This is a genomic window from Acinetobacter sp. CIP 64.2, from assembly GCF_000369645.1.
Classification (GTDB): Bacteria; Pseudomonadota; Gammaproteobacteria; order Pseudomonadales; family Moraxellaceae; genus Acinetobacter.
In genome coordinates this window covers 1334252-1360562 of record NZ_KB850122.1, presented here as the reverse complement: position 1 = coordinate 1360562, position 26311 = coordinate 1334252, and the positions used below count along the sequence as shown (strand labels likewise).

26 protein-coding genes and 2 tRNA genes are annotated in these 26311 nt (G+C 39.8%); 21 read left to right on the top strand and 7 right to left on the bottom strand.

Annotated features, from left to right (window positions below; translation table 11 throughout):
• Positions 1 to 7: 7 nt before the first annotated feature.
• From F895_RS04630 to F895_RS04650, 5 genes are all read left to right on the top strand, one after another.
• Positions 8 to 973: a 2-hydroxyacid dehydrogenase gene (locus F895_RS04630; protein ID WP_005243080.1), complete on the top strand. Its 966-nt coding sequence runs from the start codon at positions 8 to 10 to the stop codon at positions 971 to 973.
• Positions 974 to 1084: 111 nt separating this feature from the next.
• A complete protein-coding gene (locus tag F895_RS04635; protein ID WP_005243078.1) occupies positions 1085 to 1672 on the top strand; it encodes a 1-acyl-sn-glycerol-3-phosphate acyltransferase in 588 nt (195 codons plus the stop codon).
• Positions 1673 to 1863: 191 nt separating this feature from the next.
• Positions 1864 to 3240, top strand: coding sequence for a M48 family metalloprotease (locus F895_RS04640; RefSeq protein ID WP_227501360.1), 1377 nt, complete (start codon positions 1864 to 1866; stop codon positions 3238 to 3240).
• Positions 3241 to 3270: 30 nt separating this feature from the next.
• The gene (locus F895_RS04645; RefSeq protein ID WP_005243072.1) at positions 3271 to 3636 is read left to right on the top strand and encodes a GFA family protein; all 366 of its coding nucleotides are present in this window, start codon (positions 3271 to 3273) and stop codon (positions 3634 to 3636) included.
• A gap of 40 nt (positions 3637 to 3676) precedes the next feature.
• Positions 3677 to 4036: a hypothetical protein gene (locus F895_RS04650; RefSeq protein ID WP_005243069.1), complete on the top strand. Its 360-nt coding sequence runs from the start codon at positions 3677 to 3679 to the stop codon at positions 4034 to 4036.
• A gap of 73 nt (positions 4037 to 4109) precedes the next feature.
• Here the strand turns inward: F895_RS04650 and F895_RS04655 are convergent, their stop codons facing one another.
• Both F895_RS04655 and rpsU read right to left on the bottom strand, forming a co-directional pair.
• Positions 4110 to 4556, bottom strand: a complete 447-nt coding sequence (locus F895_RS04655) for a GatB/YqeY domain-containing protein (protein WP_005243067.1) — start codon at positions 4554 to 4556, stop codon at positions 4110 to 4112.
• Between the two features lie 29 nt (positions 4557 to 4585).
• Positions 4586 to 4801, bottom strand: coding sequence for a 30S ribosomal protein S21 (gene rpsU, locus F895_RS04660; RefSeq protein WP_004652785.1), 216 nt, complete (start codon positions 4799 to 4801; stop codon positions 4586 to 4588).
• 145 nt (positions 4802 to 4946) lie between these two features.
• Between rpsU and tsaD the strand changes: the two genes are divergently transcribed.
• The 5 genes from tsaD (at position 4947) to F895_RS04685 (ending at position 8150) form a co-directional block, all read left to right on the top strand.
• Positions 4947 to 5954 carry a tRNA (adenosine(37)-N6)-threonylcarbamoyltransferase complex transferase subunit TsaD gene (gene tsaD, locus F895_RS04665; RefSeq protein WP_005243066.1) on the top strand — a complete coding sequence of 336 codons (1008 nt, stop codon included), beginning with the start codon at positions 4947 to 4949 and terminating at the stop codon, positions 5952 to 5954.
• A 1-nt stretch (position 5955) separates the two neighbouring features.
• Positions 5956 to 6408 (top strand): bifunctional polynucleotide phosphatase/kinase family protein, encoded by a 453-nt coding sequence (locus F895_RS04670; protein ID WP_005243065.1) that lies wholly within the window; start codon positions 5956 to 5958, stop codon positions 6406 to 6408.
• Positions 6408 to 7163 (top strand): tRNA(His) guanylyltransferase Thg1 family protein, encoded by a 756-nt coding sequence (locus F895_RS04675; protein WP_005243064.1) that lies wholly within the window; start codon positions 6408 to 6410, stop codon positions 7161 to 7163. Before F895_RS04670 ends, F895_RS04675 begins: the two co-directional genes overlap by 1 nt.
• A gap of 40 nt (positions 7164 to 7203) precedes the next feature.
• The gene (locus F895_RS04680; RefSeq protein ID WP_005243063.1) at positions 7204 to 7707 is read left to right on the top strand and encodes a hypothetical protein; all 504 of its coding nucleotides are present in this window, start codon (positions 7204 to 7206) and stop codon (positions 7705 to 7707) included.
• A gap of 119 nt (positions 7708 to 7826) precedes the next feature.
• Positions 7827 to 8150 carry a hypothetical protein gene (locus F895_RS04685; RefSeq protein WP_005243062.1) on the top strand — a complete coding sequence of 108 codons (324 nt, stop codon included), beginning with the start codon at positions 7827 to 7829 and terminating at the stop codon, positions 8148 to 8150.
• Between the two features lie 8 nt (positions 8151 to 8158).
• Here the strand turns inward: F895_RS04685 and F895_RS04690 are convergent, their stop codons facing one another.
• From F895_RS04690 to F895_RS04700, 3 genes are all read right to left on the bottom strand, one after another.
• Positions 8159 to 9085, bottom strand: coding sequence for a DMT family transporter (locus tag F895_RS04690; protein WP_005243061.1), 927 nt, complete (start codon positions 9083 to 9085; stop codon positions 8159 to 8161).
• Complete coding sequence (locus F895_RS04695; RefSeq protein WP_005243059.1) at positions 9082 to 9660, bottom strand: TetR/AcrR family transcriptional regulator; 579 nt, start codon at positions 9658 to 9660, stop codon at positions 9082 to 9084. Before F895_RS04695 ends, F895_RS04690 begins: the two co-directional genes overlap by 4 nt.
• A 150-nt stretch (positions 9661 to 9810) precedes the next feature.
• Positions 9811 to 10353, bottom strand: a complete 543-nt coding sequence (locus F895_RS04700; RefSeq protein ID WP_005243058.1) for an HPP family protein — start codon at positions 10351 to 10353, stop codon at positions 9811 to 9813.
• A 91-nt stretch (positions 10354 to 10444) separates the two neighbouring features.
• Between F895_RS04700 and F895_RS04705 the strand changes: the two genes are divergently transcribed.
• The gene (locus tag F895_RS04705) at positions 10445 to 11005 is read left to right on the top strand and encodes a TetR/AcrR family transcriptional regulator (RefSeq protein ID WP_005243055.1); all 561 of its coding nucleotides are present in this window, start codon (positions 10445 to 10447) and stop codon (positions 11003 to 11005) included.
• 71 nt (positions 11006 to 11076) lie between these two features.
• Here F895_RS04705 and F895_RS04710 read toward each other — a convergent pair whose 3' ends face one another.
• Both F895_RS04710 and F895_RS04715 read right to left on the bottom strand, forming a co-directional pair.
• The gene (locus F895_RS04710) at positions 11077 to 12177 is read right to left on the bottom strand and encodes a DUF6670 family protein (protein WP_005243053.1); all 1101 of its coding nucleotides are present in this window, start codon (positions 12175 to 12177) and stop codon (positions 11077 to 11079) included.
• A 101-nt stretch (positions 12178 to 12278) separates the two neighbouring features.
• A complete protein-coding gene (locus F895_RS04715) occupies positions 12279 to 13169 on the bottom strand; it encodes an ATP-binding protein (protein WP_005243051.1) in 891 nt (296 codons plus the stop codon).
• A gap of 174 nt (positions 13170 to 13343) precedes the next feature.
• On the opposite strand from F895_RS04715, the gene F895_RS04720 reads away from it, so the two are divergent.
• The 10 genes from F895_RS04720 (at position 13344) to F895_RS04765 (ending at position 26287) form a co-directional block, all read left to right on the top strand.
• Positions 13344 to 14852, top strand: coding sequence for a DUF3336 domain-containing protein (locus tag F895_RS04720; RefSeq protein ID WP_005243049.1), 1509 nt, complete (start codon positions 13344 to 13346; stop codon positions 14850 to 14852).
• The gene (locus F895_RS04725; protein ID WP_005243047.1) at positions 14827 to 15651 is read left to right on the top strand and encodes a protein kinase domain-containing protein; all 825 of its coding nucleotides are present in this window, start codon (positions 14827 to 14829) and stop codon (positions 15649 to 15651) included. The genes F895_RS04720 and F895_RS04725 overlap by 26 nt, the downstream gene beginning before the upstream one ends.
• A 106-nt stretch (positions 15652 to 15757) precedes the next feature.
• Positions 15758 to 15842, top strand: a tRNA-Leu gene (locus F895_RS04730).
• 63 nt (positions 15843 to 15905) lie between these two features.
• Positions 15906 to 15979: transfer RNA gene (locus F895_RS04735), tRNA-Trp, on the top strand.
• A 538-nt stretch (positions 15980 to 16517) separates the two neighbouring features.
• The gene (astA, locus tag F895_RS04740; protein ID WP_005243041.1) at positions 16518 to 17555 is read left to right on the top strand and encodes an arginine N-succinyltransferase; all 1038 of its coding nucleotides are present in this window, start codon (positions 16518 to 16520) and stop codon (positions 17553 to 17555) included.
• A 457-nt stretch (positions 17556 to 18012) separates the two neighbouring features.
• A complete protein-coding gene (locus F895_RS04745) occupies positions 18013 to 19476 on the top strand; it encodes an amino acid permease (RefSeq protein ID WP_005243039.1) in 1464 nt (487 codons plus the stop codon).
• A gap of 248 nt (positions 19477 to 19724) precedes the next feature.
• Positions 19725 to 22559 carry a type VI secretion system Vgr family protein gene (locus tag F895_RS04750; RefSeq protein WP_005243037.1) on the top strand — a complete coding sequence of 945 codons (2835 nt, stop codon included), beginning with the start codon at positions 19725 to 19727 and terminating at the stop codon, positions 22557 to 22559.
• The gene (locus tag F895_RS04755) at positions 22549 to 24102 is read left to right on the top strand and encodes a hypothetical protein (protein WP_005243034.1); all 1554 of its coding nucleotides are present in this window, start codon (positions 22549 to 22551) and stop codon (positions 24100 to 24102) included. Before F895_RS04750 ends, F895_RS04755 begins: the two co-directional genes overlap by 11 nt.
• Before the next feature lie 18 nt (positions 24103 to 24120).
• Positions 24121 to 25239, top strand: a complete 1119-nt coding sequence (locus F895_RS04760; protein ID WP_005243033.1) for a hypothetical protein — start codon at positions 24121 to 24123, stop codon at positions 25237 to 25239.
• A gap of 49 nt (positions 25240 to 25288) precedes the next feature.
• The gene (locus tag F895_RS04765) at positions 25289 to 26287 is read left to right on the top strand and encodes a hypothetical protein (RefSeq protein WP_005243028.1); all 999 of its coding nucleotides are present in this window, start codon (positions 25289 to 25291) and stop codon (positions 26285 to 26287) included.
• The last annotated feature ends 24 nt before the right edge of the window (positions 26288 to 26311 follow it).

Here is a 26311-nt window from a genome sequence, read left to right as displayed (position 1 = left end):
TCGAATCATGAAGAAAGTCGTTGTATTCAGCCAAATAGATCAGGACGTTTTAGCGCAGTTACAGCAAGATTATCAGGTGGTGGTACTCAACCCAAAACTGGGCGATATCAATGAACAGATTCGAACTGAAGTGGTAGACGCTGATGCCATGATTGGTGCAGGACGCTTACTCAATGAAAGCAATTTAGCTCCGGCCCAAAAACTCAAAATTATTTCGACCGTGTCGGTTGGTTACGATAACTACGATGTCGACTATCTCAATCAAAAGAAAATCTGGCTCGCGAATACACCGCATGTTTTAACTGAAACGACGGCTGATCTTGCCTTTACTTTGTTGCTCAGTGCCGCACGTCAAATTCCTTATCTAGATGCATGGACCAAACAAGGTCAATGGAAACGCACTGTTTCTACTGAACAATTTGGTGTGGATGTTTTTGGTAAAACCTTGGGTATTATTGGCTTGGGGAATATTGGGGCTGCCATTGCTCGCCGTGGTTTTTATGGTTTCAATATGAATATTTTGTACCATAACCGCCGTGAAAAGATTGAAGTGGCGCAAGCTTTGAATGCGCAGTATCGTGACTTAGACCAGCTCTTACAGCAGTCGGATTTTATTGTGGTGGCTGTTGATTTAAATCATGAATCAAAAGCACTGATTGGGGCAGAGCAGTTTGATTTAATGCAAAAACATGCCGTCTTCGTCAATATTGCACGGGGTTCTGTGGTTGATGAGAATGCCTTAGTCGACGCCTTGCAACAACACAAAATTTTTGCTGCTGGTTTAGATGTTTATGCCAAAGAACCGTTGCAAAGTTCTCCCTTATTCGAATTGGCAAATGCAGTCACAGTACCGCATCTAGGCTCAGCGACAGCTGAAACACGTCAGAAAATGGTGAAGCTAGCTTATCAAAACCTGATAGATGCTTTAGAAGATCGTACGCCACGTTATCTGGTCAATCCAAAGTTTGAATAATTGCTTACAATGCTGAGCAATTGGTTGCTGCATTATTGCACTATCCCATCTTTTTAAATTGATTAATATTGGTACACTTGCGCCCTTTGTGACTTCATCTTGGGGTGTCTGGTGTTCGAGAAATTAGCTGAACAAAGTTTGGGCTTAATGGGCTGGGAAATTGATAATCATTGGGATTTAAATATTGACCAATGTGTGATGATTGCGGCGCCGCATACCAGCAATTGGGATGCGCTTTATGCCCGTTTGGCATTAAAGGCTTTGGGTGTTAATGTTCGACTTACCATCAAAGACAGTTATATGAAATTGCCATTTGGCCCCTTTGTCCGAGCTATGGGGGGGATTGGAATTGATCGTAGCGTGAAGCATGAAGGTCAAGCACGACCAAGCATGGTTCAACTGATGAGCGATTTATTTAAGACGCATCCCAAGTTGGTGATGTTGGTAACCCCAGAAGGGACACGTGCCAAGCAGGAACAATGGAAAACAGGTTTTTATCATGTTGCAATGACAGCAGGTGTACCGATTGCACTTGCCTATATGGACTATGCCAAGAAAAAAACTGGTGTAGGGAAAATTATCTATCCTACAGGTGATTATCAAAAAGATATGACTGAAATTATGTCTTTTTATGCAGAAATCAATGCTAAATTCCCAGAAAAATTTAGTGTCGATCAGCGTTATATTGCAACAGAGTGATTCAAGCACTTGCAAAAATCATAAAGTCAGGCAGGATTTCTCTGCCTTTTATAACACTTTGTTGCAAATTTCTCCTACTTTCAATGCTATATTGATTTTCTTTATTAAAATCATAGAGAAACCACTTGAGATCGTTGCTGCTCGCCTGTGGCCTTTTCGCCACAACCCAACTCAGTCACACTGAAGTTTTTTTGCCTTCGCAGGGCACAGGGCAAACAGAAGTGCCTGAAATTGGCAGTGGCATAGGTTTGCTCGATCAACAAAAAGAAAAATTTATTGGTGAAAAAGTTTATCGTGAAGTGCATCGTCAAATGCCAACAGTACAAGATGCATGGTTAGAAGATCAGTTCTTTCAGGTCTTTTCTGGGATCCTAAGCCAGACCCAACTTGGACAGCCAATTGGTTTAGTCATTATCAAAGATCCTCAAATTAATGCCTTTGCCGTACCTGGTGGTCTATTTGCATTGAATACTGGTTTAATTACCTCTGCCAAAAATATTGATGAGATTGCAGGCGTGATGGCGCATGAAATTGCACACGTTGCACAGCGACATTATAGCCGCTCTCAAGAAGCGTTTAAGGGGCAGGGTTTACTCGCATTAGCGGGAATTATCGTTGGTGCTGCCATTGCATCTCAGGCAGATGGTAATGCGGGTGCAGCGGTAATGATGGGGACACAAGCTGCATTGATGGATAAGCAGTTGAGTTATAGCCGTAATCAGGAACGTGAAGCGGATCGTATCGGGATGCAGTTTATGTATGCTGCTGGTTATAACCCGCAAAGTATGGCCGATTATTTTGAAACAATGCATCGAGCGACCAGTCGGGTCAGCTTTTTACCAGACTTCTGGTTTACTCATCCTTTAACCACTGAACGGATGAGTGAGGCGCGTTTGCGTGCCAATCAACTACCTAAAGTGAAATCAAAAATTTATGATCTCGATTTTGAAATTTTAAAACTTTATACTTTGGTTGTTTCTAATCAGGCCACTGAAATTCAATTACAGGCATTGGCGAATCAAAACAATACCGCAGCGCAATTGGCGCTGAGCAAGTTTTATCTTGAACAAGGTGATTATAAGCAAGCACAAGCCAACTTGGATTTGGTGAAAGCGAAACTCAAGAACCATGTGCTGATTCCCTTGATTCAAACTGATATCTATCTAGGCCAAAATAAATTAGATCAAGCATATAGCAGCATTAACTCGATCCAGAAAGTTATGCCTGAAAATAGAGCTTTATCTTATAAGCTAGCAGAGGTGCTGATTCGCCAAGGGCAAATTGCACAGGCGCAGGCTTTGGTACAACGTTTTATCCATAAAAACCAACGTGACATTGAAGGCTGGCAGTTGCTGCAACAAGCCACCAATTTAGACAAAAGTTCACCCTTACAAGCCGTCAATGTGTTGGGTTATCGGGCAGAGGCTGAGTACTGGTCAGGTTATGAAGAAAATGCGATTAAGTCGATGTTGCATGCACAACGACTTGCGAAAGGAAATGTGGCGATGTCGGCTAAGATTGACGCACGGTTGAAACAGATGCAAGATGAGCGTCGTATGAAACTCTAATATGCATTAAAACAATTAAAGGAAAGGCACATGATTCAAGGGCAATGTTTGTGTGGCGCTGTGCAGTATCAATATCATGGGGAAATTGAAAACAGCATTTTATGTTATTGCAGCGATTGCCAACGGGCACAAGGCTCTATTGCGGGCTGGAACAGTCCAGTCGAGCAAAGTAAATTTGAACTGATTACTGGGCGTGAGCAGCTAAAAGAATATTTTCACACGCCAAATAAGGCGCGTGTATTTTGTCAAAACTGTGCCAGTCCACTCTATTCTTACCGCAAGGATTTGCCTGATGTGATTCGTTTACGACTTGGGACGGTGACCGAAGGAGAAGTTCCTGCACCTAAAGAAGAATTTTTTCTTGAGCATAAACCAAATTTTATTGAATTAAGATAAGATGACGAGCGTAAGAAATCGCTGAGAAGTTAGAACATTTATGAAGAAGATTTTAGTTTTTATTTTTGCGATAAGCAGTGTGGGGATCAGCTCAGCAGCATCGATTGAGCAGTATGCAAACTCAGTCGATAAAATTCGAGGCACATATGCACAGGATATTCGGAGTTTTTTACGAAGTCTAAATCCACAAACTTCACAATTTAGCCCTGAGCAGCAAGCAAAGTATTGTCAGATTAATCAGCGTTATATTCAGGATATGTCCGATGCGATTGAAAAAAATCGATCATCATTACCAGCGCAATATGCCAGCATGACTAAACAAGATGTAATCAAGCAGGTGGTTGAGTCAAAAGAAATGCAAATGCTTGCAAAATATAATGTTCAGTGTGATTTTAAATAATAAAAATACTTTGGGTTCATTGTTAAAATGAATCCAATTTAAAAAATAGGGGAATATAAAGGAGTTAAGCGGATTAGCTTAATTTTGCTTTAATTTTAGCAGATACTTGTGCAGGATCGGCACGCCCGGCTATGATCGGACGTAGAGAATTCATCACCTTACCCATATCTTTCATGCTAGTAGCTTCTTGAGCAGCAATCGTTTGCTCAATGATAGAATCAAGTTCTTCCTCAGTCATAGCTGCTGGTAGAAATTGAGATATAATCTCAACTTCGGCTTGTTCTTTACTAGCTAAATCATCTCGACCAGCGCCAGAAAAGGCCTTGATCGATTCTTTACGTTGTTTAATTTGCTTTTCAATGACCGCAAGAACCTGAGCATCGTCAAGCTCTTTGCGCTCATCGACTTCGATTTGCTTAATTGCTGCCTGTACACCACGAATAACCGTTACTGTTGCCATATCTTTGGCACGCATTGAGTTTTTTAACACGTCAGTAATCTGGTTTTTTAAAGTATTCATAGTCTCTTCAGCAGTCAATCACAAATTAATTAGTAAAGGCGAGTAGTACGTACAGATTCGCGAGTCAATTTCTTTTGATAACGCTTAACTGCAGCAGCTTTTTTACGCTTACGTTCTTGAGTTGGTTTCTCATAGAATTCGCGCTTACGAACGTCAGCTAAAACACCCGCTTTTTCGCATGAACGTTTGAAACGACGGATAGCTACGTCTACTGGTTCGCCTTCTTTCAACTTAACTTGTGGCATGTAAAATCCTCTAAGATTATGGATAAGATCTAACGCACGATTGCACTAGATCGCAAGTGAAGGTCAGTATTTTACTCATTTACAACTCAGATCACAAGTCTATAATAGCTTCGATATTATTTTTGATCGTTGTAAAGGCAGTTTAATGATTGTTTTGGGCTTAGAAACTTCGTGTGATGAAACTGGGTTAGCACTCTATGATAGCGAGCTCGGCTTACGTGGACAGGTTTTATATAGCCAGATTAAATTGCATGCGGAATATGGCGGCGTTGTCCCTGAGTTGGCATCACGCGATCATGTTCGAAAGATGATTCCTTTGATTAATCAACTGCTTGAGCAAAGTGGTGTTAAAAAACAAGAGATTGATGCAGTTGCCTATACCCGTGGTCCTGGACTGATGGGTGCACTGATGACAGGTGCTTTATTTGGACGCACTTTGGCATTTGCATTTAATAAACCTGCGATTGGTGTGCATCATATGGAAGGTCATATGCTTGCTCCATTACTTTCGGAAACTCCACCGGAATTTCCGTTTGTGGCTTTATTAGTCTCTGGTGGGCATACTCAATTAATGGCTGCCTATGGCATTGGTCAATATGAGTTATTGGGTGAGTCCATTGATGATGCGGCAGGTGAAGCCTTTGATAAAGTCGCAAAAATGATGAATTTACCTTATCCAGGTGGACCGAATATTGCGAAATTGGCGTTACAGGGCGATGCCAAAGCATTTGAATTCCCGAGACCAATCTTGCATCAAGGTTTGGATTTTTCTTTTAGTGGCCTTAAAACAGCGGTTTCTGTACAACTGAAAAAGTTAGGTGAAGAAAATCGCGATGCCGATGTGGCAGCTTCTTTTCAAGAGGCGGTTGTTGATACACTGGTTAAAAAATCAGTGAAGGCCTTAAAGCAAACAGGTTTAAAACGGTTGGTCATTGCAGGCGGCGTGAGTGCTAATCTAAGATTGCGCGAGCAATTAGAAACGTCACTGGCAAAGATCAAGGCTCAAGTTTATTATGCCGAGCCTGCATTGTGTACAGACAACGGCGCCATGATTGCCTTTGCTGGATATCAACGTTTAAAAGCTGGGCAACATGATGGTTTGGCGGTGACGACAACACCAAGATGGCCAATGACTGAGTTACAGCCGACCTAAAATGGAACTTATCATTTTTGTCGGTGGACAAGCTTCAGGTAAATCAACATTTTTTAAGCAATATTTCTCTGATACACATATTCGTCTCAATCTTGATATGTTGAAAACCAGACATCGTGAGAAAATATTGTTTAATGCCTGTTTAGAAGCAAAACAGAAAGTTGTGATTGATAATACCAATCCGAGCAAACTAGATCGAAAGATATATGTTCAAGAAGCAAAAAATGCCCACTTTAAAGTGATTGCATACTATTTTGATAGTTGTTTAGATGATTTACTACTACGAAATGAACAGCGAGAAGGAAAAGCAAAAATTCCTCGAGTTGGGGTTATTTCAACTTTTAAAAAGTTAGAAATACCTGAGCTTAATGAGGGTTTTGATGAAATTTACAGCGTTTCAATTGATCAAGAAAATGGCTTTAATGTGAGCTTGCTGTATCAAAGAGAACAATAATGAGATTTGAAGATTTAGATACAAGATTAAGAAAATATGAGACGGCTTACGATTTCTGTATTCCGCCTGAAAATTATATCGTGGTCAGGCTAGATGGTCGTGGGTTTACACGGCTGACCAAAGAGATCTGGCAATTTGAAGCGCCATTTGATGTACATTTTAGAGATTTAATGGTAGAAACCACAACCCATTTATTACAGTGTGGTTTTAATATCGTCTATGGTTATACTCAGAGTGATGAAATTTCTCTTTTATTCCATTATCGCGATGAAAGTTTTAACCGTATGGAACGAAAAATCCTTTCTATCTTAGCGGGTGAGGCCAGCGCAAAGTTCTCTGTTCTGCATGGCCAAATTGCTACTTTTGATGCTCGAGTTTGTATTTTTCCCAATTCGCAATTAGTAGATGACTATTTCCGTTGGAGACAAGAGGATGCTCATCGAAATGCATTAAATGCTCACTGCTATTGGATGTTAAGAAAATCGGGTCATGCCGTAGGTGAAGCAACGAAACAAGTGAAAGGATTAAATCGTCAAGAAAAGCATGATTTACTCTTTTCACAACAGATTAATTTTAATGAACTCCCTGCATGGCAAAAGCGTGGTACCGGTGTTTATTGGAAAGACGTTGAAAAAACGGGGCTGAATCCGAAAACTGGTGAAATTACACAAACGACAAGAAGGCAGTTAGTTGCTGACTTTGAGTTGCCTTTAAATGAACTCTATAGTGAATTTATAGGTCAAAAATTTTTTTGAAAATATTTTTATGAACAGTCGTTCATAATGGAGTAGTAAGTTGAAAATTTCTTATATTTTTACATGTGGCCGATTAGAGTCTTTATTTAAGATTCTCTGCCTCACTCAAAAAGGTGAGGAGAAGGTTGCATCAAAAGAAAAAGTCATTGAACAATATAGAAAAGATATCGCTTTGGGGCGACCATTTGAAGAAACTGAGCTTTATCAATTGATTGAGCAAAGTGAAGAAAAGATTGTGATTAACCGCTTGAGTAATATTCTGCGCGAAAAACCTACTCAGCAGAAGGGTAGCTTTGATGCGGACGAATATAAGACAGGTGCATGGTCTGAGTTTAGTGATTATAAGCTGGCAGTTCGATTCTCAAATGCGAAAACCGAGTTAAGTGAAAAGCACTTTGCGAAAACCGGTGAGTATATGACCAGTCGTGGTATCGCAAAATTGACAGGCTTTAATCCAAGCAATATTAAGAATATGCTGCATCATAAAAGAAGTGTGGTGAGAAAAATGCTCACAACCTTAGAGAAGTTAGCAAAAGAGTATTAATCTTTAAACGCTCTGTCGGTGCAGAGAAATCGATTTTTCTGCACCTAGAATAATTAATAATGGTGGGTTAGCATCAAATTTTAGTTTGTATTCTCAATAATAAATAAAAAGGTAAAATAATGTGGTCGGCTAAAGCAGCAACGATAATTGCATGGTTCAGTATCATTATTATTGCTGTGGCAGCAGTGTTTTCTATTTATGTTCTCAGTATCCCATGTGCCTCTGATCGGATTTGTGAAATGCCACCTGTCCATCTATTCTTTTTCTTGGTATTAATCATCTCGGTGATCTGTAATTTTATCGGCATCATTTTGTCAATCATTGGATTAAAAAAACAAGAACCCATTAAAAAATCAGCCAAAGAGGCACTACGTTTTAATGGGAAAATGATTGTTTTTAGCTTTACAACTGCAATGTTACTACTTTTGATTTTAATGGCTTAGACGAATTACTAAGTCATTTGCTGTGAACGATCTGCTTTAGAGAGTAAGGCCAGACACACAAAAATCAGGGCCATACCGACCCAGCCAATGAGTGCTAATTGCTCACCTACCAAGAGAACTGCAAATAAAGCTGCAACCAAAGGTTCAAATAGCGTCAGTGTCGTTGCCGTACTGGCTGAAATCGTTTTTAGGGCATAACCAAATAACACATAACCGAGAAACATTGGAATCAGCATCATATAGGTGACAACATACAGATTCACAGGTTCGTCAAATAAGTTCGAACCCGTAAAAAATAGTGTCGGTAATAAAATTAAAGCACCAAAACCAAAAATTAATCCCATAGATGCTTTCGAGTCGACGCCACGATCAATCATCTTTTTGGCAGCCCAAGAGTATAGTGAGTAAGTCAGTGCCGCGATCAGTCCAAGAATAATCCCAAGGGTTTTCTGCTCTGTTGCAATCGTTTGTGCCGTTGCTTGCGAGTGCGATTCACCAATCGAGAGCAAGAGGACACCAGCAACCCCGAAAATAAAGCTAAAAAACCACTTTTTAGAGAGGGCTTTTTTATCAAAGAATTTTTCTAGTAATGCAGTAAATAAAGGGGCTGAACCAATTGAAACCACCGTACCAATGGTAATCCCTGCCATACGCATTGACGAATAGAATGCCAATGGGTAAATCGCAACTGAGACCATGCCAATCAGCAGCAAAGGGTAGTAAGAGCGAATTTGCGGTAAATGGCTGCGGATATTTTTATAGGCCAATAAGGCCTGTAATAACCCACCACCACCCATGGCGATTGCACCAATGGCTAAGGGGCTTAAATTGGGCGCATAAGAGGCGGCTGTGCCTGTAGTACCCCATAAAATAGAAGCGACTAAAACTGCAATAAAGCCAGAATGAGAACTGAGATTGACAGAAGTACTCTTCACTTTGCAACCTCTTGTTCTAAGAGGTTGTGAACCATGTGTTTAGCGGCAAATACTTTATCACTGGCGCTTTCTAAACCAGCACGAGCAATCGAACCTTCCAAAATAAAAGAAAGTAGCAGTGCCAGTTCTTTTACCCGTTGTGGGGTGATACTGAGTTGCTGCAAATGACCCGCTAAAATCGCTTCAATTTCATCTTTATGCTGTTTAACCGCCAAACGTTCAGGACTATGTGCGGGAAATTCGGCAGCTGCATTGAGTAAGCCACAACCACGGAAGCCTTTTTCATAGGCAAATTCGGCATGATCTTGATAAGCATCAAAAACCGCCAAAATACCCTCAATTGGGGTTTGGATTTGCACTTTTCTTTTTTCATACAAATACAGCCATTCCTGATGACGGGCTTCGATATAACAGGTGATTAAGTCTGATTTAGTCGCAAAGTTATTGTACAGCGACATTTTGGCAACATTGGCTTTCTCTGTAATGCTATTGATGCCTGTATTACTGATGCCATCGTTATAAAATAAGGTGGATGCTGCATCCAGGATTTTTTGTTTTGCTGATTTTGAGCTCATAAGAAAATATATTTATGTATACCGACCTACCTAATTTTATGGGAAAGTAAATTATTTGCAAGCAAAAGTTTATGCGTTCTATTTATTTAAGTTGGATTGATAAAAGGAAATCGATTAAAGCGTATGGGTCAGGCTTTAATCGATCAGGATTTATTGAAGATTCTTTTTACTGTGGATAAAAGCCAATCCATACACAGGCCATTTCTTCTCGGATTTTAGATTGTTGACCAGCCATGCAACCAGCACCAATGCAATTGAGCCTAAGAGCACAGGGAAGAATAAGAAATTCCAATGATATTGAATGGTATCTGCCGTGAGTAAAATTACCAATGGATTTGCGCCAGCGGGTGGATGCACACAGCGCAAAATTTGCATGGCTGCGATGGCACAGCCAACAGACAGCGCAATGCTCAGTGTCGAGACACCAAACACTTTAAGAAACAGTAGGCCAATAAAAGCCGAGACAAAATGCCCCAAAATCACATTACGAGGTTGTGCTAAAGGCGATTGTGATACCGCATAGAGAATAACGCAGGTTGCACCGAATGGTGCCATGATAAATAGATTGTGGGTGAGCTTACTAAGGAAAATTAAGATCAAGATACTCAATGTTCCACCGATGAGACTTCTTATGACATCAATGGATTGGGGCATGGGGGCGAGATGTTCTCTACCGTTGAATAAAGATAACATGGTGATCTCTCTGTGGGGTTGCTTTACGGCGATAATAAAACTAAAATCATAAATAGTACAGATCTGTACTATTTTGATTGGGTAAATTTTTATGTCAAAGTCAGCCAATAAAATTTTGCATACCGCAGAAAAATTATTTTATGAAAATAGTTTTGTTGGAGTGGGGGTTGACCTGATTCGAGACGAGTCTGGTTGTTCAAAAACCACCATGTACACCTATTTTAAAAATAAAAATCAATTGGTGAAATCCGTCTTAAAGGCGCGGGATGAAAAGTTTAGAAACAGCCTGCTGGATTATGTTGCGGATGCAACAGGACGAGAGGCGTTGAGCAGGCTGATCGATTGGCATTTATTATGGTTTCAAGAAGATAACTTTAAAGGTTGCTTGTTTGTAAGAGCGGTCGCTGAGTCGCATTTGGACGATCAAGAGATCATCTCCGTGTCAAAACAACACAAAGTTTGGATTAGAAACTTAATCACAGTATATCTGCATGCTTATCCAAAGGCAGAGATGTTGATTGAAGTAAGCTATACCTTAATTGAAGGATTGATTAGTCGCTTTTTGGTGGAAGGTTATGATGCAAACGTAGCAGCGCAGATCAAGGCATCGATTCAGCAAATGATCGATGCATTTAATCCAACAGCAGATTAAATGTTGTTCGTACTATTATTCTTATCGTATAACAGTAAACCTTTGATCAAGTACCAAAGGCTTACTGCTTTTTATTGTTTAAATGCGTTCTGATCTTCTATATCCACATATTCAATATAACCACGACCTTGAACGGGTTTATTTAAATATTCCCCCGTGAAGGTATAAGCACTGGCATAACCAACACCATGACCATAACGGAATGGACTATCAATTTCCGCAGTGATCTCGAGAACCTTTTGATCAGCATCATCTTTGACTGACCAAGAGAACAGTTGCGGTAAACGCATTTTCTTGCCGCTCGGGGAAACATAATCATCAACTTGATGGGCAATCACTTTAAATTCGACCTTGGTATAGAGTTCTGCTGGTTGGTCGGTATGACGGACGTGCAGACTATAGGCCGCAGGTTGCCCCAGAATATCGGCTTTGGTGAGCAGTAACTGGGTGGTCTCGGTTAAATTAATAATTTGATAAGTGAAAAAGTCTAAAGGCAATTTATAGGGTTCAGGCAGGAGTTTTTTCACCACGCCATGTGCACCTGCTGCACGGGCATATTCATAAGTACATAAGCCTTCGGCAGGGGTGGTTTTACCTTGATACTCAAGCTGACCTTTAAAGTTCGCCAATAGACTAAAATGATCATAGATAGGTGTTTTAATAAACCATGAAATCTGGTCTGTGACATCCAAATCAAACTCAAAGCTGAGCCCATGATAGCGACCTTTGAGATGAATATTTGGTAAAGTACCTTGAATAGAAACTTCTTCGCCCAGTTCGATCAATGTGCCATTGTCTTGGATATTGGTTTCTTCTGGAATGATGTAGGCTTTTAACAGATGTTCATCTACAGCAGCCGTGCTAGAAAAGAAAGTTGCGGTTTTTCTCGGGTCACCCACAGTAATGTCATCATGGTCAAAAGCCAATGCGCCAGGCGTACCCAACAAAATCATAATATTTAAATAACGATGAGGTTCTGGGAGGAGTGGAAAGAAAACTCCATAATGCGTCCAGGTATAAAATTTTTCTTCTGTACGTGGGCGGATAATTTCAGGTTCCGAAAACGGAAGGGTAGAATATTTGACGGCTTTATCGAGCGTACCTTGTGCAAGCAATAAGCTTTTGCCCATGATTTTGCTGGTCAGAGAGGTTGGCGGCAATTGTTTCTTCATCTGGTTTCCTAGACTCAATCCATGCTGTGAAAGCTAGGGTATGAAAAACAATTGCCAGTGCTAAGCTGAAATGAGGACAAAACCACAGCTTTTGAGGACAATTACTGACTTATTTTATGGGGTAGTTTTTCTAGATTTTGTGAACCAATCCAATGTTTTGAGAACTGATAAGCAGCACGACCAGAGCGTTGTCCACGTGCCTGACACCACTTCAAACTTTCACCACGAACCAGATCGTTATAGTCCAAATTGGCCTTCACAATATAGTGTTCAACGATTTCCAGATAGAGTTGCTGATCCATTGGATAGAAAGACAGCCATAAGCCAAAACGATCTGAAAGTGAAATTTTTTCCTCAATCGCTTCCTGTGGATGCAGCTCGGTATATTGCGGTACATCGACTTTACGTACAGGGGTATTTTCGTGCATAAACTCAGGTAGCAGGTGGCGGCGGTTACTGGTGGCATAGATAATGAAGTTACTTGAACCTGATTGTAGAGAACCATCCAGCACACTTTTCAAGCTGCGGTAATTTTCATCTTCGGCATTAAAAGCCAGATCATCACAATAGACGATGAATTTTTCAGGACGATGTTCAATCAGCTTTTGAATCTTGGGTAAATCCGACAAATCATCGCGTTCAATCTCAATCAAACGTAGACCTTGGGCTGAATATTGAGTCAGTAGGGCACGTACAATCGATGATTTCCCTGTACCGCGAGAACCTGTCAGTAATACATCATTGGCTGGTAAACCATTCAGAAACTGCAGTGTATTTTGAATGATTTTGTCTTTTTGGCGGTCAATTCCTTTTAGATCTTCAAGGTGCATTTCTTTGGGCTGCTGTATTGCAACCAACTGTTGATTTTCCCAACGGAAAGCAATTGCGGAAAAATCAGTGGGTTGTTTTAGTGCAGGCAGCGTTTGCTGCAGCTGTGTTAATACGCTGGATAAAGATTGAAGAATAGACTCGGGTAAATCAAGGATAGCCATAAATATAAACCAAACTCAATGATGAATAGGGATACTATCACTGCTATTACGGAAATAAAGAAAATATCATCAGAAATATCGAAATAAATCGATTTTACCCTTGATTGTTGCTGCGGCTTTTTGCATTGTATAGGTGCAAGAATACAAAAAATAAGCTGAAAATCGGGATTGCAAATGTTCAATAGAGTTCAGGAAAAAAAGAATACATATCAGTCGTATAGAGTTGATGTGTTGCAAGAACGCTTACGACATACCAGCTCATATGATGAATGGAAAGACATTGCACTAAAACTGGATGAAGAGTCGGGCAAAGAGGCCTGGAAATATGACAATGAATCGCCTTATTTTGATGCAGAAATACTCTCTAAACGCTATAACCTATTAAAAAAATATCGAACCCAGCATCGGACGCTTGATCTGATCTATGTATTAAGAGAAGGGCTGTCTTATGACTTTGCTAATATTGGACATCCGATGCTATTTGCCGAAACCTATTTTGGCACGAAGAAAATTATTGAAAATTATGTTGAAGAAATGAGTGACTGTTTACGTTACTTGGCTTCGAGTGAATGTATTACGTTCCAGTTAAAAGAGAAAATTCAGTTTTTTGAGGAATGCCAAAAAGCCTATGGCCAACCTGCTTTAATGTTTTCTGGTGGTGCCACTTTGGGTTTATTTCATACTGGGGTCTGTAAGGCACTTTTAGAGCAAGACCTGATGCCGCAAGTTTTATCTGGCTCAAGTGCAGGGGCGATCATGACCGGTATGCTGGGGGTTTCCACACCCGATAAAGTGCCTGAATTGCTGCAAGGTGAACATTTTTTTAGTGATGCATTTAAGTTCAGAAAAATCAGTGAACTGGTTCGGGGCCGTGGCGGTGTTGCAGATGTGATGTATTTAAAAAAATTCCTGATGCAGAACTTGGGTGATGTCACCTTTGCCGAAGCATACAAACAGTCGAAACGCCATATTAATATTGTGATTGCGCCTTACAACACCGCACAAAACCCACGCATTATGAATGCATTAACTGCACCGAATGTATTGGTCTGGAGTGCAGTATTGGCTTCTTGTGCGGTGCCTGTATTATTTCCACCTGTGCATTTGACCAGTAAGCGCTATGATGGACAGCATACGCCGTATCTCGCCAATACCAAATGGGTGGATGGCAGTATGCGTAGTGATTTTCCGCAGGAGAAAATGGCTCGGCTATATAATATTAATTACACCATTGCCAGTCAGGTGAATCCACATATCGTGCCGTTTATGCAGAGTGATTCGGAAAGATTTCGTCGAGATGTATTGAGTTGGCCAGAAAGAATTATTCGCCATCAAGGTAAAACCATTGCGATGGATGTCATGGATTTAACCCGCAGCTATATGGGGAGTTTTTTCCCGATTCGCCGTATGCTCGATCATGGCTATGGGATTTTAGGGCAACGCTACTATGGCGATGTCAATATTATTGCCAGATATGGGCTACGACACTATAGCTATATGCTAAAAAATCCGCGCCCGAAACTGTTTAAAGTATTGCAACAAGAAGGCGAACGGGCAACTTGGCCGAAAATTGCCTCGATTGAAATCCATGCACGGATTGGTAAAACGATTGAGCATTGTTTAACATCATTGCGAAAGCAGGACGAAAAGCAGCAGAATGAGTTTTACTACGTGTATCTTTAATCCCAACATTCAACTTGAAGATTTAAGTTTAACAACAAAAGCGCAAAGCTATGCCTTTGGGCGGCGTGTCTATATTTTTCAAATCAATCAAGAACGTTATTGGCTTAAATTTCATAAGCTGGGGACTCATCCGCTTTTAGAACAGGCCTTTCTACGGGAACTCGTGTTCTATCAGCAATTTGCTCAGGCGCTACAATTGTTTTTATTGCCCTATCAAGTGATTCAATTAAGCAATATTGCAACAGGCTTAGATCTTGGAGGAGCTGAGCAGGGGCTGTTAACTGTCAATTCAGATGCGTTTTTTAGTAATATCACGGTAATCAATGATATTGAAGTAGTAAAACAAAAGATTATAAGTGCATTAGATGCATTAGATGCCTTGCACCAAGCAGGCTGGATTCATGCTGACTTGAAGACTGAACATTTCCGTTTATATGAAGACACATGCCGGTTGATTGATTTTGAGCAATCTTTTAGAGCGGAACAACCCATCCAGACTTTAGATGCAACGCCACATTATATGGCACCAGAGCTTTTTCACGGGGCAGGCAAAAGCATTCAAAGTGATCTTTATGCTTTGGGTATCATTGTGTATGAATGGTTGGCTCAATCACGATTAAAGGCAAAGACTTATCACGACTGGGCCGTTTTGCATTGCCAACAGCTACATATTCAGCTTCCAACTGAATTTGAGGTTTTTCTTCCTTTATTGAAAGGGTTAACCCAAAAGCATGTTAAACAACGTTTTAATTCAGTCTTAGCGGCAAAAAACTGTCTAAACAACCTTGATTTGCCGTAAAAATAAACATCAATACGTGATTTGAATATTATGTGTTCAGTTGATTGATTTTTTTATACGAAAGACTTGTCATGCTGCATCTTTCTCACTAATATGCATACCCATCGGGGGCGTGGCGAAATTGGTAGACGCACTGGATTTAGGTTCCAGCGCCGCAAGGTGTAAGAGTTCGAGTCTCTTCGCCCCCACCATATTTAAGAGAGTTTCCGACTTTCTTTATGATGAAGTCTGAAGGACTTTCATTATGCTGTTATAGAGGATTGGTGTAATGGTAGCATGACGGTCTCCAAAACCGTTCGTCAAGGTTCGAGTCCTTGATCCTCTGCCAAATCAATAAAAAAGCCCTTGTGAAAACAAGGGCTTTTTTATTGTCTGAAGTTTTGGATCTATATCGCTTTAATTATACTTTTGCATTCATTCTATTTGGTTGTATTAATCTATTTGTTGAGTGATTTGTTTAAAGTTGAGGATAGCTAGCTGCTTTTATCTTTCAAAAGTAGAGAAATAATTTTTCACATTGTCACTGTCAATAAATAAAATGCTAAAAAACAGCTCATTTTTTGCTTAATTTTAAATTTTTTGTGCCAATTAGTTTTTGAATAATAGAGTGATCAGCTTGGTTGTTGAGCATTTTAACGTATTCAAATTTGATTTCAGCTTGATGAAAGACGTTAAAAAAGACTGACATAAATAAAGCCAGCTCAGCCTTGAATAGGTTGTACTAGGGAAAATTGAATAATTAAGGAAGAGGCAATGTCTGTATTGTGCATGGTTCAGCATAGAAAAAGTAATTTAGATGGCCTTAGCCCACAAAATCATCCAAGCAGCCGTGGCTTGATTGTGATTCAAAAAAGGGGGTAAGTCATATGATGCTGATTCGTTATATCCAGCAAAAAGATATCCATGATCTTTATCAACTGGCGCAAAAAGCAGGTTTTGGTTTAACCTCTTTGCAACCCGATATGGAAATACTGGCTGCACGAATAGACCGAGCAATTAAGACGGTCGAAGGCAAATTGGACAAGTCGGAGCAGGGCTATTTATTTGCCTTAGAAGATACCACACTGCATAAAGTGGTCGGCGTATGTGGAATCGAAGTGGCCTTAGGTTTAAAAGAGCCTTGGTATAACTTTCACGTCGGTACGCAAGTGCACTCTTCAGAGCCATTAAATGTCTATAAATCATTACCGACCTTATATTTAAGTAATAACCACACCAACTGTAGTGAGTTATGTACTTTATTTTTAGACCCTGATTATCGTTTAAATAAGAATGGCAAATTTTTATCCAAGGTTCGGTTCTTGTTTCTTTCGGCCTTTAGACAATATTTTGAAGAAACGATTGTGGCGGAGATGCGGGGCTTTTCGGATGAAAATGGCCGTTCACCCTTTTGGGATGCAGTCGGGCATAAATTCTTTGATATGGAGTTTAGTAAGGCAGATTATCTGAGTGGTACAGGTAAAAAGGCCTTCATCGCAGAGCTGATGCCGCGGCATCCACTTTATGTCGATATGCTGCCCGATGAAGCCAAAGCGGTGATTGCTGCAGTCCATCCCAATACGGTACCTGCCTATAATCTTTTGATTGAAGAAGGTCTGCGTTATAAGGGCTATGTTGATATCTTTGATGCAGGTGCAACTTTGCAAGCCGATATTGAAAATTTAAGAGCGATCAAAGACAGCCATGCGGTGACGGTAAAGATTGAGCCATCTGATCACATCATTCTAGGTAATGATCCTTATATCATTGCCAATGACGATTATAAAAATTTTCGCGCTCTCCTCATTTACAGCCAGCCAGATACAAACCAAGTGAAATTAGATCCTGAGCAGGCTCATCAGTTACATGTGAAAGAAGGAGCATCGGCACGGATGCTCAATATCAATATTCCAAAGAAAAATTGAGGCATTGTCGGTTGAAAATGAGAACAAGGATGAGGATATAATTCATCTACTTATCTCGTAATTTTATGCGCTAATTAGACCTATTTTGATTTGTTTGCATGCCGTGTGAGCAAATTAATCCAGTCTTAATTTGCACAAAATATTCACATTGTTAATTGAATATATTTCACGTTTAATTGCTGGTAAATTGAACGGAAAAGCACGGCATGATCTTACAGTGTTTGAGGAATGAGATATGATGCTTTCGCCCAAATAACTTTTGACCAATAACAACAGGTTTTAGGGTGCATATAAGGACTTTATGGAAAATAACAGATAAGCGAGGTGGCTGAGTTAAGCACTAAATTTAAAAATAATTTTATTGAGCAAAATGGAATTTTGATATTCAGGCATTTTAAAAATATTTTAATTTTATTAGGCAATTATAACGGCTGTTATACATTGGAGTAAGGATTACATGAGTCAGGATAAAGATAAGCAGCTTCTGGAAGGAGATCTGCTTGGTAGTCAACATATGACTCAGCAGGATGAAGAAAAATTACAACGCTCTTTAACCAATCGTCATATTCAGATGATTGCCATTGGCGGTGCAATTGGTACGGGACTATTTATGGGCTCTGGTAAGACCCTAAGTGTTTCGGGTACCTCCATTATTTTAACTTATTTAATTATTGGCTTTTTCTTTTTCTTTGTGATGCGGGCGATGGGTGAACTGTTGCTGGCAAATACCAATTTTAAGACTTTTGCTGATTTTGCAACAGCGTATATCGGTCCGTGGGCTGGCTTTTTTCTCGGATGGTCGTATTGGTGCAACTGGATTATTACCGCAATTGCAGATGTGATTGTGATAGGAGGATATATGCAGTTCTGGTATCCCGATGTTCCTGTCTGGATTCCTGCTTTTACCTCCTTAGCTATTCTTACGATTCTGAATTTTGTTGCGGTTCGCATGTTTGGTGAGTTGGAGTTTTGGTTCTCATTGATCAAAATCGCCGCCATTATTATGTTTATTCTGGCAGGGATTTATTTAATCAGTACTGGTTTTACTTCGCCGAGTGGTGTCAAAGCGTCGATGAGTCATGTATTTGAAACTCAGTCGATGTTCCCCTATGGGGTTACTGGCTTTTTAGCTGGTTTCCAGATTGCGATTTTTGCCTTTGTTGGTATTGAATTGGTTGGAACCACAGCGGCTGAAACCAAAGACCCACATAAGTCATTACCTAAAGCGATTAACTCGATTCCATTGCGTATTTTACTTTTCTATGTCGGTGCATTGGTTTGTATTATCGCAGTTACATCGTGGGCAAAAATTTCACCAGAGAAAAGCCCATTTGTAGAAATGTTTTCCTTGATTGGATTGCCGATTGCAGCAGGGTTGGTCAATTTTGTGGTGGCGACTTCAGCACTTTCTTCAGCGAATAGCGGTATTTTTGCGACCAGTCGAATGCTTTACGGTCTGGCTTTGGACAATGATGCACCAAAAAGTTTTAGTAAATTGTCGAAAAGAAAGGTGCCGATTTGCGGTCTGGTTTTTTCAATGACTTGTGTCACCATTGGAACCTCGATTTTATTTATTGTACCGAATGTCATGACGGCGTTTACCATTATTTCAGCTCTGACGTCGATTCTATGTATTTTTACTTTTATGTTGATAATTTTGTCTTATATCTGCTATCGGAAAAAATTCCCAGAGTTGCATCAACAGTCTAAATTTAAAATGCCAGGTGGCTTGGTTATGGCATGGTTCACTATGTCATTTTTGGTGTTTACCATTGTGATCTTGGCTTTAGATCACGATACACTGATTGCGCTGGCTTTTTCGCCCGTGTGGTTCATCGGCTTGCTGATTGCATATCGTCGTAAAAAGAAAAAAATGCTGCAACTGGATCTGTTAAAAGCAAGAGCGGTTGATTATGTTTAAGTTAAGTTGATCCGTTGTCATCATAGATTGTTGGCTTTTAAATACGCAAGCAGAGTAAGGGCTCTGCTTTTTTATTTCAATGCTAAAAACATTGATTTGAGTGCAGACCTATCTGTATGAATAAAAAGGATTCTTTCAAGCCAATCCATAAGGAGTGACAAAAAACGTCATAAACAGACCATGTTGTATAGACAGAGGCGGATTAATATCGTTACAATGCCGTAAATTTAAGCAAAAAAATCTATAAAATGTTGAACAATATCTATCAGGCCTTGGAAAGTTTGGGCCTTACTGCACAGAGACGTGCGATCCATATTCAGTTTTCCAATCACAATTTAAATACTCAAGTGTTCCTGCAACGGATTGATGGGCAGCATCAACTGAATGCAGGCTTTAAAGCAGAATTAATTTGCCTGTCGACCAATGCTACTATTCCGCTAAAACAATTTATTGGTAGCCAAGCCGCAATTGATACTGTCACTGATCAAGGTCAGTTGACTCGTGTCACAGGCATTATCACCCAAGCCCTGCAAGGGCAATCGGATGGTAGCCTCACGGTATATAAGCTGACTTTAGAAGACCCAACCGCACTGTGGAAACAACGCCGTAACAGTCGCGTATTTATGAACAAGAGCGTGCCTGATGTGGTGCAAATTGTCTTCAAGGAGTGGCAGCAAAAGAGTCTCCTATTCGCTTCCAGTTTGACTTTGGATTTAAGCGGACTCAGTCAAGACTACGATATTCGTCCTTTTATTATGCAATATAATCAATCAGATGAAGCATTTTTGACATCCTTGATGCGTAGCGAAGGGATTAACTGGCTAATTGACGAAGCTCAGCTTAAGGTAAGTAGTATCAATGAACAAATCCAACCACAAAAATTACGCCTGATTGATGACAATAGCCAATACCAAGCGCTCGATCGTCGACAGATTCGTTACCACCGCAGCAGTGCCACCGAACAATACGACAGCATGACCAGTTTGGTGGGGCAACGCAGCTTACAACCGAGTAGCGTGCATGTACAGCGTTGGCAAGCCGATGCACTGGAACAGGAAGATGGTGCAGGCAGTGTCCAAAGCACGCATAAACACAGTGCTCAATACGACAATGCCAGTTTAGGTCTGGAACAGGCATGGCACTTTTCACCGGCTTGGATGCAAGACCTGAATGGGGAAGATGGTGCAACCGCATCGGGCAATGCACAGATTGAAAAACTCAATCAAAACTTAGGTCAATATTACGACCTACAATCCAAACAATTTACTGCCGATAGCACTGTTCGAGACACCCATGTGGGTTACTGGTTTGAATTGGCTGAGCATCCTGAAATCGATCAACACGATGGCGCAGACAAAGAATTCCTGATTACAGGTAAAAACTTTTATAACCAAAATAATTTACCCAAAGATCTACATCAACAGATCAATCAATTATTAGCACAGAGTAATTGGCAGCCAACCCAAACCAACAATCAAGAACGCCAAGCCAATCAACTGACCTTACAACGCCGCAGCATTAAAACCGTACCCGAATTTAACCCATTACAACACCGTCCAACTGCTTCACCGCAACGCGCCAAAGTGGTTGGGCCAAGTGGTGAAGAAATCCATGTGGATGAATGGGGACGGATTAAAGTCCGTTTCCTGTTTACCCGTAACGATGATCACAGCCATGATGGTGGTGCAGGTGCCAATGACAACGATACCGATTCAGCTTGGGTTGATGTACTCACGCCTTGGGCTGGTGAAGGCTATGGTGCACGCTTGTTACCGAGGATTGGTGAGATTGTTGTCATCGACTTCTTTGATGGCAATATTGACCGTCCATTTGTAGTGGGACGTATCCATGAAGGTCATCGTAGCCTGACCAAGTTTGACAATGCAGGCAAGCTGCCAGACACCAAGAAACTGGCAGGGATCAAGTCCAAAGAATACCAAGGTGAAGGCTTTAACCAGTTACGCTTTGATGACACCACAGGTCAGATCAGTGCCCAGTTGCAAAGCAGTCATGCTGCCAGTCAACTGAATCTGGGTAAACTGAGTCATCCTAAAGATAAAGCCGAAAGTGAAGACCGAGGCGAAGGTTTTGAGCTACGTACCGACCAATGGGGAGCTGTACGTGCAGGCGAAGGTTTATTGCTTTCCACACATAAACAAGATCAGGCGCAAGGTGAACACCTTGATGCCCAACCTGCTAAACAGCAGCTAGAAGGCAATCAAAGCAATGCCAAGGCACTGAGCGAAGTTGCCAAGAATCAGCAAACCGATGAAATAGAATCGTTGGATCAACTGAAAGAGTTTGCGGAGCAAATTCAAGAAAAAATCGCCCAGTTTAAAAAATCATTGCTATTGCTGAATTCACCAGCAGGGATTGGCCTAAGTAGCAATGAAGATATTCATCTCTCTGCCGATGGACAGATTAACCAGTTTGCAGACGATAGTATCAATCTAAGTACACAAAAAAACCTGATTACACATGCGCAAAACAGAATCAGTGTGTTTGCAGCACAAAGTGGCATTAAACAAGTCGCAGCGAAAGGTAAGTTTGAAGTGCATGCTCAAGGGGATGGTATGGACTTGCTTGCTAAGCAAGGCATTCAGATTATTTCGACTGAAGATCGGATCGAGATTACCAGTCCTAAAGAAATTTTAATTACGACTAAAGACGCTCAAATTAAAATTAATGGTTCAGGTATTTTTCCTGTGACCAGTGGCAAGTTTGAGGTGAAGGCGGGGCAGCATTTGTTTATGGGTGGGGCGAATGTTCAGTTAACACCAATAACTTTACCAGGCACTGATATAAAGAATTGGATTGAATTGGATTATCGTGACCCTGAAACAAGAAAGGGTATTGCAAATAATGGTTATAAAATTTTCTTTAAAAATGGAACAACATTAGCAGGAAAACTAGATGCTAATGGATTTGCTAGGCATGAAAATGTACCACCTGAAACCATAAAAAAAGTAGTATATGAACCTCAAGAAGGTAAAGAAAAAATTGCCAATCGATTAGAAGAGTTATTAGAAATTGAAGACGACTCATCAATCCGTAGTTATGGGGATGTAAATAATGGCAAATAATATTCCTAATGCTACGCAAGCTAGAGATGCATTGGCTTGGATGACTGGTGAGCAAAAAGATATTCAAGAGGAAAAAAGTATATGGGAGTGGATGGTAGAGGCCATTGAAGGAGACTTCAATGATAATCGTAGTACAGGGCAAATTGTATTTGATGCTGCAATTTCCATGATCCCATTTGTGGATCAGATATGTGATGTTCGCGATTTGGTGGCAAATTGTAAGAAGCTAAATGAAGATATTTCGGATCAGTGGGCTTGGGTCGCATTGGCCCTTACTTTAATTGGTCTATTTCCAAGCCTAGGGAGTTTGGTTAAAGGGGTTCTAAAAATCTTCTTCTTATTTGTAAGACGAAGCGGAGGAAAAGCCGTTGTTAAAGCTGTTGATTCAGCTATGACATGGGTTATTACTTTTTTAAGAAAAAAACAAGTACAAGATTATATTAAAAAATATCTACCGAACGTGGATATTCTCGTTTATTTAAAGAATGAAATTATAAAAGTAAAAAATAAGCTTAGTGCAAAGGAGTTATTGGCTGCTTTTGATCGAGGGATTCAGTTATTAGATAACTTAACGAATAAGGCCAAATATATTCCTGGTTTAAAAGATAAAATTAGAAATACTGTCGCCATTGTTAGAAAAATTCGAAATGCTGCAGATGCCCCATTGGCAAAAGCTTTGGCGCCACTTAATGATGCCTTAGCAAGAGTTATTTATAGATTAGATATGGAATCATATCTACAAAGAACAGCAGTGAGAAATACTACTAATGTTCACTTTAGAGGTACATTACCAGAAGCGCATGCCATTACTTTAATGCGTACTAAAAAGCCACGTCCAACTTGGTTAAGCAAAGGAAGTATGAAAAATAAGCCATTGAGACCTAGTGACTATAGAAGTGATATAGATAAAAAAGTCAAAGAAGGATATCCTTCTTTAGCTGACTATAATATTGAATCTTTTAGTAAAATATCTGCAGATATTATTTCAGGACCAGCCAGATTATACCGGGTAACTTCACCTGCAAATGGTGCGTTTGGTGAGTGTTGGGTTACAGAAGAGGTCTTCGTTAAAATTAAGAATAGTCCTGATCCGAAAGCGGCTTGGCGAAAATATTTAGCGGTTTGGCCAGACTGGAATGCGAATGGGCAGTTTGTAATTTATGATATTCCCGCTGGTCAATCTATTAAAGTATGGCGAGGCCCAGCTTCAAGTCAGACAAAAGATGCTTTAAGAAAAGAAACCTATCATTTGGAGGGGGGCTGGGAGCAGATTATTTTTAGAAAGGGAGAGTATGATGATACCTTCTACTACCCTATAGATAGTTACGGACGTTTATCGCTTAAATCCCCAAAAAGTCGAGATGCTTATAATAGTTTATCTCCAGCCGAGAAAGCGAAATATCAGGCAGTTCGAAGCAAAATAAAAGAACCTAATCTTCATGGTCCTTATGATACAAATTGGGGCATGACGGATTTTGATGATCAGTTAAAAGATGTCAGAATTGGTCTTCCAAATATATCTGGACAAGTTATTAATAGATAAAATTAAGAGATCGTTATAATGCAGAATACAGAACAGCAATTGACTCGTTTTCAAAAGCAATCAATTGCTTTGTTATATTATTTTACTTCACGGCCTTATTTGGAAATATTGCTGACCAAACTGGAAGATTTGATTCAGTATACTGGTGGTGTAATTGATTTGGCTGATCAGCAGTATCGTGACCGTGTTCTATTGCAAGAAGGTTGGGGAATGGGGGATACCTCAGCCAATTGGAGTACCTATGCTTACCCATCTTTACTCGATTTTAGAATAGGGTTAATTAGAATAATTGAAGAAACAAAATTAGATGAATATGGTTGGACACCTGCATATAATACAGCACGTATGTTGGGTGAGTTTCGACCTAATTGGATGTCAGAAGAAGAAGAATCTGATTTTAAAATGCGCTTTGATGAATTATATAAATTATGTAGTTATTATGATTCTTGTGTTAAGCCTCCAAGATCATGGACTTTATATAGTTTATTTGAAGTAATTAAAGAGCTTGGAGTTTTTGATCATAAAGTCCCAAAGCTTAGAGTTCATACAGATATACGTATAAATAGTGAGGAATCTATTTATAGGACAGGCGTATATATCCCTGTAGGCGATCAATTGGGTACACCACAATTTGCTTGGACTTACCGTGATGAAAATGGTTTTGAGGGGGGGAAATTGGAAGAATGTGAAACATTAAATGCTTTAGGTAAGCAGTTATTTTCTAAGTTTAATGAATATACAGCATGGACTCCATCTGAAGAACTAAGAACATTTGCAATTGAAAATATTAAAAAGAAAAAAATAGATGACGATTTTGGTTATGTAAAGTTTGATTATGACACTCAATTAAGATTAGCCCCAGAGTTGATTGCAAGAAATGCATTTACTGGCTTTGACTGTAGTTGGTACTTTGTTGAATTGGTTGATGGTGAGTTTGAAGATATTGGGGTTGAGGATGTAGATACGTTTGCTACACCTGATTTAAAAGTTATAGGTGGAGAATTATGTCCAAGAACAGGTTATTGGATTTTATCTAGCCAAAAGGAGAAGCGTTTGTACTTTACCAAAGGAACATTAATTCCCAAATATAATAAAGACTGGGGTGAAGAATATTGGGTCTTTGATGGTGAAGAATAATTAATATGTCCTTCGGGGCATTTAAAATTTTGAGATTTATATTATTTAAATGATTGATTTAAATAAACTAGAGCTATTCCCAAGAGAAATCTATTTATTAGAGCAATTTCTTTCTTATGACTATTATTATGAAACGGTAAAATTGTGGGAGAAACAGATTCAATATGCTGAAGAACTATTAGACAAATATAGTGCTCATTTAGCACCCGACCATCGTGCCCAACATCCATCTCATCAAGCCGATTATGTCTGGGGAGCAATCGTATTACCAAATTTTAAGAGTACACTACATCATTTAATAGATGGTCTTGAAGACTTACAACATGGTTTTTTACCAATATTAAGGAGAATGAGTAGTATAAAAAATGATTTGATTGCTCAAGGGAGAGATTATCACTATGATTGGATGGAACAAGTAGAGAAAGGAGCAGTTATTGAGTATAAGGCTAAGCAAGATATTGTTTTTATAAGAGCAAATAATACCTTTGTTGCAAGTGATTACTATGACTCGCAATGGGATTATAAAGATCTATTAAAAAATGATGTATATAAAAGAGATGTGGGTATAGAGTACCCTTCAATATTACCTAAATATTATTTAAATCCTAATATAAGCGTAAAAACAGATGAACCAATTATGGTGACAGGTTTTTATCGTTCTACTGAACCATATTCAGCGTGTAAGTTTCTGATGCATGAAACAAAAATGTCTGCCAAGCATCCTGAAGACTGGAAATTAGCTCCAGCGGTTCAGTGTTTTAAAACCAATCCAGACCTTTTTACAACACCAGACACAATTGAAAATTCAGAAGAAGTAGAAACGACATGGATACTGGTGGAAAAAGTAGTTGAGGATGGCGACGGTAGTTCGACACTTAATGAAGAAAGAATATCTCAAAAAGGTGGAGAAAAAGTAACGAAAGCAGGTTATTGGTCTACTCCTGCACAACCTGATACAAGATGTTATTTTACCCAAGGTGAAATATTGCCAACGCTGCCAGAAACAGATTGGGGCGAGGTCTATTGGTACTGGGATGGTGAAGAATAACTAATATGCCCTTCGGGGCATTTA